This is a genomic window from Veillonella sp. oral taxon 780 str. F0422 (genome assembly GCF_000221605.1).
GTDB lineage: Bacteria > Bacillota > Negativicutes > Veillonellales > Veillonellaceae > F0422.
The window spans coordinates 1-8,406 of sequence record NZ_AFUJ01000057.1; the positions used below are offsets into that span (position 1 = coordinate 1).

The following is an 8,406-nucleotide window of genomic DNA, read 5'->3' on the forward strand; positions in this document are numbered from 1 at the left end:
AATTAAAAGGACCAGTGATGTTGACCATCCTTGATGGATTCGGCATTGGGGACGGTCAAGACCCAACAAATGCGGTGGTACAAGCGAACCCCCGAACATTTTTAAACCTATGGGACACGTGTCCTCATACCTTGTTAGAAGCATCTGGTATGGCCGTAGGCTTGCCGGATGGACAAATGGGAAACTCAGAAGTAGGCCATTTGAATATTGGTGCCGGACGTATTGTGTACCAAGAATTGACGCGCATTACGAAAGAGGCAGAGGAAGGGACCTTATTTACTCGTCCTACCTTAGTGAAAGCCTATGAAGAAGGGGCTAAACAAGCCTTGCATCTAGTGGGTTTGTTGTCGGATGGCGGTGTCCACTCGCATATTGATCACTTGAAGGCATTACTTCGTGGCGCTAAAGAGGCTGGTGTAGGAAAAGTCTATATCCACGCCTTCTTAGATGGTCGTGATGTACCACCACAAAGTGCGTTGGCCTATATTGATGAGATTGCTCACTACTGCAACGAGTTGGGTCTAGGGTCGATTGCGACAATAGGTGGTCGTTATTATGGTATGGACCGTGATCAACGATGGGAACGAGTGCAACTGGCGTATAATGCCATGGTATGTGGTAGTGGTACAGAAGTAGGTTGTGCTCATGAAGCGGTAGAACACAGTTATGCTGATGAAACAACAGATGAATTTGTCATTCCATCGGTAGTGGAAGGGTATACAGGTATGCAGGATGGAGATGCGATTTTGTTCTTTAACTTCCGTCCTGATCGGGCTCGTCAATTAGTGCGTGCTGTGGTAGATCCGGATTTTACTGGATTTGAACGAAAACATGTATTGCAAGGTTCCTATGTGGCGAGTATGACTCGGTACGAAGCAGACTTACCAGTGCCTGTGGTGTATGATAAAGAACTGCTAACAGATACCCTAGGAGAAGTGCTAGCTAAGGGTGGTTATCGTCAACTGCGCATTGCAGAAACAGAGAAATATGCTCATGTGACGTATTTCTTCAATGGTGGTAAGGAAGATGTATTCCCTGGGGAAGATAGAATTTTAGTGCCTTCTCCGAAGGTGGCTACCTATGATTTGCAACCAGAGATGAGTGCTCCAGAGGTAACAGAAAAGGTTGTATCCGCCATTCGCAGTGGCGAGTATGATATGATTATCTTGAATTATGCAAACCCAGATATGGTAGGCCATACGGGTGATTTTGAAGCAGCAAAACGAGCGATTTTAGCTGTGGATGTGGGACTTTCAGAGATTGTGAAAGCCATTCAAGATAGGAATGGTCAGTTATTAATTACAGCGGACCATGGAAATTCTGAGGTCATGGTGGACCATACCACAGAAATTCCGCACACGGCGCATACGACGAATCCGGTACCACTCATTTTAGTGGGAGCCCCAGAGGGTGTCACCTTGCGACCAGGTCGGCTATGTGATTTAGCACCAACTATGCTGGCTTTAGGCGGTATTGAGCAGCCTGAAGCTATGAGTGGTGAAAGTTTGTTAGTACAATAAGGAGAAGTAACAATGGCAGTAATTACTGATGTATACGCAAGAGAGATTATGGATTCCCGTGGCAATCCAACAGTAGAAGTAGAAGTATATTTAGAAGATGGTACGATTGGTCGTGCAGCGGTTCCATCTGGAGCGTCTACTGGTCAATTTGAAGCGGTGGAATTGCGCGATAGCGAGTCTTCTCGTTACTTAGGCAAAGGTGTATTACAAGCGGTAGCAAACGTAAATGACATCATTGGACCTGCTATTTTAGGGTTTGATGCATCTGAGCAAGTGGCTATTGATGGGGTGATGATTGAGTTAGATGGCACTCCTAACAAAGCAAAATTAGGTGCTAATGCGATCTTAGGTGTATCCATGGCAGTAGCTCGTGCAGCGGCTGAATCTTATGATTTACCATTGTTCCAATACCTTGGTGGCACGAATGCAAAAGAATTGCCAGTACCAATGATGAATATTTTAAATGGTGGGGCTCATGCAGATAATAACGTGGATATCCAAGAGTTCATGATTATGCCAATTGGTGCATCTAGCTTTATGGAAGCATTGCGTTATTGTGCAGAAGTATACCATACATTGAAAGGTGTATTGAAAGCAAAAGGCTTGGCCACAGGTGTAGGTGATGAAGGGGGCTTTGCTCCGAACTTAGGTTCCAATGAAGAAGCATTACAAGTGATTACAGAAGCTATCGAAAAAGCAGGTCTTGTAGTGGGTAAAGATATTGTATTTGCTATTGATGCAGCATCTTCTGAGTTCTACAAAGATGGCAAGTATCACTTAGCTGGTGAAGGCAAAGTAAAAACAGCTGCTGAGATGGTAGAATACTATGCAGAACTTTGTGAAAAATATCCAATTTACTCCATCGAAGATGGCTTGGCAGAAGAAGATTGGGAAGGCTGGAAACTATTGACGGAGCGCCTTGGCAAAACTGTTCAATTAGTAGGTGACGATTTATTCGTAACGAACACAGAACGCTTGTCTCGTGGTATCAAAGAAGATACAGCGAATGCAATCTTGATCAAAGTGAACCAAATCGGTACGTTGACAGAAACATTTGATGCTATTGAAATGGCAAAACGTGCAGGCTATACAGCTGTAATTTCTCACCGTTCTGGTGAAACAGAAGATTCCACAATTGCTGATATCGCTGTAGCAGTAAACGCTGGACAAATCAAAACTGGTGCTCCAGCTCGTTCCGAACGCGTAGCGAAATACAACCAATTACTTCGTATTGAAGATATGTTGGCAGAAACGGCTCAATACCGTGGTAGCGATGTGTTTTATAACATCAAACGATAAGAATATGTGAAAATAAAAAAGGACCCTGCGGGGTCCTTTTTGTATAAAACCTATATGTATTTTCCGTATATTGCGGGAAGTTCCTGCAAGAATAAACTATAATTAGGAGCCTGACGTTGGTTTAATACGGCAAGAATAGTAATCGTATGATGAATTTCGTTGATACTATAATAAATATCATATTTCTCGAAAGAATAAATATGATATACATTTTTAGTGGGCTTAGATACATTTAGAATACGATATCGATGCGGTAGATATGATAAACTCTCTATAGCTTTATGTATTTTATGCGAAGTGTACTTAGCTGTTTCTACGGAGAAAGATTCAGCTATATAGCAATAGATATTTAATAAATTGTATTCTGCAAATGATGAAAGTCGTATATCATAGGTTTCCATAATTATTCTCCTAATAAAGTAGCGAAAAATTCTTTAGCAGAACGTCCATTACCGTTATTTGATTCTTCGACTCCACGAGATAAAATATCTTCTAATTCTGAAGGGCTAAAGTCAGATGTACTAAGGGGCGGTGTATTTAACTTTAGATCAAAAGGGAGTCCGTTATGTAGGATAATTTGTCGATAGAATAAATCAATAGCGACAGCGCGACTTAGTCCAAGGTCTTCTAAAATAGATTCAGCATGTTGTTTTATATTTTCATTAATTCGGACATTAACACTAGCAGATTTCATGAGGGTCTCCTTTCTGGTTACTATGTTAAGTAAATTATAAACTGTTGTATTGCATTATGCAACATAAAATAATATATGGAATATAAATTGACTAGGTAGTAGTTTGTGATATAATATAAATAAGAAAAGGAGAGCCATCAACGTGCGTTCGGCGTTAGGCTCATCTAGGAGTTAATAAAGCTTGATGACACCTAACGTGTTGAGGAGTGGTAGTCCTCATGCGTTAGGTGTTTTCATTGTCTACTTACATAGATCAATGATAGCACTCACCTTGTTTTATACAAGGTGTTTATTTTTTGTATAAAATCCATGAAAGACGATATATATAATCTATGATATAATAGAAAAGATTAATGCTGAATGCATTCTATAGAATTTTAAGTAAAGGTGAAAGGATTAGGAAAGGAGGAGTAGGGTGTACAACAATTTTGAAGTGATTGGGGCATTTGCATTGTATTTAGGCCTCATGATGTACATCGGGGTATATTATTACCGCAAGTCTAATAGCTTAGACGACTATATTTTAGGAGGTCGCCAGCTAGGCCCCTGGATCACGTCCATGAGTGCGGAAGCATCAGATATGAGTGGATGGATGTTGATGGGTTTACCTGGATTTGCCTACTCAACAGGGATATCGGCCTTATGGATCGCCATTGGTTTAGCTTTGGGAACGTGGCTGAACTGGGTATTCGTATCGAAACGATTGCGCAATTATACAGAGGTAGCGAATAATAGTTTGACTATACCGGATTATTTGAAAAACCGTTTTCATGATACATCAAGAATTGTGCCGGTGGTGTCTGCTATCTTCATCGTTATTTTCTTTTTAATTTACACGTCTTCTGGATTCGTGGCAGGTGGTAAGTTATTTAATACTATCTTTGGACTAGATTACATGACATCCCTCTTTATTACAGCAGGGGTAGTTATTTTCTACACCTTCCTAGGTGGTTTCCTAGCCGTAAGTTGGACAGACTGTATCCAAGGTATGATGATGTTCTTCGCCATCTTATTGGTACCGGTGACGGCAGCCATGTATTTAGGTGGTCCTGTAGAAACATCTCAATTAATTGCTACGGAGTTCCCAGCAGGCTTGTCGATTTGGGGACCGGAACAAGATACTTTCACCTTGGTGGTAGGTATCATTTCTAGCTTAGGATGGGGGCTTGGTTACTTTGGTCAACCTCACATCTTAGTGCGTTTTATGGCGATTTCCGATGCGAAAGAGTTGAAAAAAGCTACGAACATTGCCATGATTTGGGTAGTCATCTCCTTGTTGGCTGCAGTGGCAGTAGGTCTTGTTGGTAAAGTATATTTAACAATACCTCTAGTAGATGCTGATGCAGAAACAGTATTCCTTGTGATGAGCGAGCATTTATTTAACCCATTTGTGGCAGGTTTGATTTGGTCTGCTGTATTGGCAGCCATCATGAGTACAGCCTCTGCACAATTGTTAGTAACTGCATCTTCTGTGTCTCAAGATTTGTACCGCAATGTGTTTGCCCGTGATGCAGGAGACCGTGAACTAGTTATGGTTAGCCGTGCTACGGTATTGATCGTATCTGCTATAGCCATCGTGATGGCGGTGAATCCACAAAGTTATATCTTGACGATGGTGGCCTATGCATGGGCAGGATTTGGCGCTGCCTTTGGTCCAGCTATCTTGATCTCGTTGACTTGGAAACGTATGACTCTGAAAGGTTGTATCGCTGGTATCTTAGTAGGGGGCATTACCGTTCTTGTGTGGAAACAATTCGGTTGGTTCGGTTTGTATGAAATCGTACCAGGTTTTATCTTATCTGCCATTGCTATCTTTGTAGTAAGCTTGTTGGATCATGAGCCAAGTAAAGAAATCCAAGCGGAGTTCGATGCATCAGAACAAATGCATATTTTATAATTACATATTAATAGATAAAAAGATGTTGGGGCTACTCCTTTGGGGGTAGTGCCAACATTTTTTTGTAGAAGATGTGTAGATTATGGAAAGGATAGTGTAGTTCTACTGCAAACGGTTTATACTGGCCTATAAAAATGGTATAATAAATAGATACGATTCGATAAATGTACAGTCAGAAAGGAGGAAAGACATATGGATGCTAGAGCCCTACGAGCATTGCAACATTTTTATGGATATTCCAGTTTTCGCCCCGCTCAAGAGGTACCTGTTACAGCTTTGTTAAAGAACCAAGATGTGCTAGGGATTATGCCTACTGGGGCAGGTAAATCGATTTGCTTTCAAATTCCTGCGATGCTAAAGGCGGGCATTACCATTGTGTTTTCTCCGTTGATTTCCTTGATGCAAGATCAGGTGGATACCTTGAAAGAGCAAGGTATGCCAGCGGCGTATATGAATAGCACCCTCAGTCGAGAAGAGCAGAATAAAATTTTGTACTATTTACGGGAAGGGCGCATTAAACTATTATACTTGGCACCAGAAAAATTAGAGTCCGAAGGGTTTTGTGAGTTTTTAAGAGGACTGCCAATTAGCCAAGTGATTATTGATGAAGCCCATTGTGTGTCACAATGGGGGCATGATTTTAGGCCCTCTTTCACGGCCATAGGACCTTTTATTAAGAGCTTGCCCCATAGACCTGTGGTAGGGGCTTTCACAGCCAGTGCTACGGAAGAAGTAGAACGTGATATAAAACAACTCTTAGGATTGGAGAATGCCCGTGTGCATATTACGGGATTTGATCGTCCTAACTTGGCGTTTTCTGTGATCCACGAAAGTAAGCGTATGGAATATGTGCGAGATTATGTGCTACACAACCCAAATGATGTGGGGATTGTCTATTGTGCCACTAGGGCGAATGTGGAAAAGGTATATCGTGAGCTTTTACGTTACGGCGTGAAAGTAGGTTACTACCATGGTGGTTTATCTGATGAAGAGCGTAAGTACCAACAGAATCGTTACGCCTTTGATGAAGTACAAGTTATGGTAGCTACCAATGCATTTGGAATGGGCATCGATAAAAGTAATGTGCGCTATGTAATCCATTACCAAATGCCACGAAATATGGAAAGTTATTACCAAGAGGCAGGCCGTGCTGGACGAGATGGAGCACCGGCAGATTGTATTTTGCTATATAATGGGCAAGATGTGGCAGTGCATCAATATATTCTAAGTCAAAGTGACTTGCCACCAGAACGACAACGGATTGAGCGGAATATGCTACAAGCCATGATCGATTATTGTCATACACCTATGTGTCTACGTAAATTCATGTTGTCTTATTTTGGTGAACAAGTGCCTTGGGATCAATGTCATCATTGCAGTACTTGTGATGAACCACGAGTGGCGGTGGATGTAACAGCCGAGGCGAGCGCAGTATTGCAGACGATTTGGAATACAGAAGAACGATATGGAGTGACCATGATTGCGGATATCCTATGTGGGAATCGGACGGAGCGTATTGAGAGGTTTCGCTTACACCGATTATCCGTATTTGGCAAATTAAATCGTTGGGCAGATAAAGATGTAAAAGGCTTTATTAAGCGCTTAATGGCGATGGGGTATGTGACGTCTTCGGGAGGGCAATATCCTATTTTATCCGTTACGGAACAAGGTCATGAAGTATTAGCGGGACGAGTCACTGTGAAAGATGTGCCTATAGATGTAGGGGAACATCGTCCTATGCAGGGCCGTTCTAAATCAAATGCTTCAGGGCTAGCAAAAGCCACTAAGAATAACTCCTTATTTGAGGCTCTGCGTGTGCATCGTTTGGAACTTTCAAAAACAGAAGGGGTAAAATCGTTCATGATTTTTTCAGATGCTACCTTATTGGATATGGTAGCAAAAGAACCATTGACATTAGGAGATATGGCGAATGTGAAAGGCGTAGGAGATATGAAGCTGCGCAAATATGGCAATGAATTTTTGAAGGTTATTGCCGATTTTAAGGGCAACATATAGTGATAGAGGGACAACTTGATATTTATCTAAATGTAGATATACAAATACATTTAGACACAGATATTGATACAAATACAGATATATATACATACAGATATACAAAATATATGCTGATACCATTTAGCGTAGTTTCGTATACAAGGAGGCATAGATGAGTTTAGCAGACACGCAATATTTACAGATTATAGAAAATATATTAGATCATGGGTATTATGCCAACAATCGTACAGGCATTGCGACCTATAAATTACCGCATCAAGTGATGCAATTCAATTTAGCAGAAGAATTTCCTATTTTAACCACGAAATTTGTGGCTTTCAAAACGGCCATTAAAGAGTTACTTTGGATTTGGCAATTGCAATCTAATGATGTGCGCCAGTTGCAGGCTATGAATGTAAAAGTTTGGGATGAATGGATGCGTGAAGATGGTACAATTGGCAAGGCCTATGGATACCAAATTGCCAAGTATAAACAGTTAGATAATTTATTGGATATGCTACAAAAGGACCCTCAAAGCCGTCGTATGATTGTGACCTTGTGGAATATTGAGGACTTGCCAGATATGACGTTGCAACCATGTGCCTATGAAACATTATGGGATGTCACAGATGGTCGTTTAAATTGTATGCTTATCCAACGCAGTGGGGATATGGGGTTAGGAGTACCTTTCAACACGGCTCAATATGCAGCATTGGTTCATATGATTGCCCAAGTATCTGGATTGCAGGCAGGACAATTCACGCATGTCATCAATAATGCTCATATTTATGAGAACCATGTAGAAGCTTTACGTACTCAATTAGAACGTAAACATGAAGCCTTAGAGGCTCCGGTGTTACGATTAAACCCAGAGATCAAAAATTTCTATGATTTTACGCCAGAAGATATAACTCTAGAAGGCTATGAGCATTTAGGGAAACTATCTATGACAGTAGCTGTATAAGGAGTTATCTATGTTAGCAATGATTGTAGCAGTGGCT

7 protein-coding genes are annotated in these 8,406 nt (G+C 41.2%); 5 read left to right on the forward strand and 2 right to left on the reverse strand.

The features are described from left to right. Both gpmI and eno read left to right on the forward strand, forming a co-directional pair. A partial coding sequence (gpmI, locus tag HMPREF9200_RS06955) for a 2,3-bisphosphoglycerate-independent phosphoglycerate mutase (RefSeq protein WP_009354009.1) occupies window positions 1-1,520 on the forward strand: 1,520 nt, incomplete at its 5' end. A 12-nt stretch (window positions 1,521-1,532) separates the two neighbouring features. After that, entirely contained in the window at window positions 1,533-2,819 is a 1,287-nt protein-coding gene (gene eno / locus HMPREF9200_RS06960) for a phosphopyruvate hydratase (protein ID WP_009354014.1), read from the forward strand. A gap of 50 nt (window positions 2,820-2,869) precedes the next feature. Here eno and HMPREF9200_RS06965 read toward each other — a convergent pair whose 3' ends face one another. Further along, the gene (locus HMPREF9200_RS06965; RefSeq protein WP_038145112.1) at window positions 2,870-3,220 is read right to left on the reverse strand and encodes a type II toxin-antitoxin system RelE/ParE family toxin; all 351 of its coding nucleotides are present in this window, start codon (window positions 3,218-3,220) and stop codon (window positions 2,870-2,872) included. A 2-nt stretch (window positions 3,221-3,222) separates the two neighbouring features. Then, complete coding sequence (locus tag HMPREF9200_RS06970) at window positions 3,223-3,513, reverse strand: type II toxin-antitoxin system RelB/DinJ family antitoxin (RefSeq protein WP_009354012.1); 291 nt, start codon at window positions 3,511-3,513, stop codon at window positions 3,223-3,225. Between the two features lie 415 nt (window positions 3,514-3,928). Between HMPREF9200_RS06970 and putP the strand changes: the two genes are divergently transcribed. The 3 genes from putP to HMPREF9200_RS06985 all read left to right on the forward strand — a co-directional run bounded on the left by putP (window position 3,929) and on the right by HMPREF9200_RS06985 (window position 8,369). Beyond that, window positions 3,929-5,410, forward strand: coding sequence for a sodium/proline symporter PutP (gene putP, locus HMPREF9200_RS06975; RefSeq protein ID WP_009354013.1), 1,482 nt, complete (start codon window positions 3,929-3,931; stop codon window positions 5,408-5,410). Window positions 5,411-5,602: 192 nt separating this feature from the next. Further along, a complete protein-coding gene (recQ, locus tag HMPREF9200_RS06980) occupies window positions 5,603-7,426 on the forward strand; it encodes a DNA helicase RecQ (protein ID WP_009354011.1) in 1,824 nt (607 codons plus the stop codon). Window positions 7,427-7,577: 151 nt separating this feature from the next. Beyond that, window positions 7,578-8,369, forward strand: coding sequence for a thymidylate synthase (locus HMPREF9200_RS06985; RefSeq protein WP_009354010.1), 792 nt, complete (start codon window positions 7,578-7,580; stop codon window positions 8,367-8,369). The last annotated feature ends 37 nt before the right edge of the window (window positions 8,370-8,406 follow it).

What these genes read in the sequence shown, in the direction of transcription:
- HMPREF9200_RS06985 (WP_009354010.1), top strand. Translation starts at nt 7,578, where the DNA reads ATGAGTTTAGCAGACACGCAATATTTACAGATTATAGAAAATATATTA.
- HMPREF9200_RS06965 (WP_038145112.1), bottom strand. Translation starts at nt 3,220, where the DNA reads ATGGAAACCTATGATATACGACTTTCATCATTTGCAGAATACAATTTA.
- eno (WP_009354014.1), top strand. Translation starts at nt 1,533, where the DNA reads ATGGCAGTAATTACTGATGTATACGCAAGAGAGATTATGGATTCCCGT.
- recQ (WP_009354011.1), top strand. Translation starts at nt 5,603, where the DNA reads ATGGATGCTAGAGCCCTACGAGCATTGCAACATTTTTATGGATATTCC.
- HMPREF9200_RS06970 (WP_009354012.1), bottom strand. Translation starts at nt 3,513, where the DNA reads ATGAAATCTGCTAGTGTTAATGTCCGAATTAATGAAAATATAAAACAA.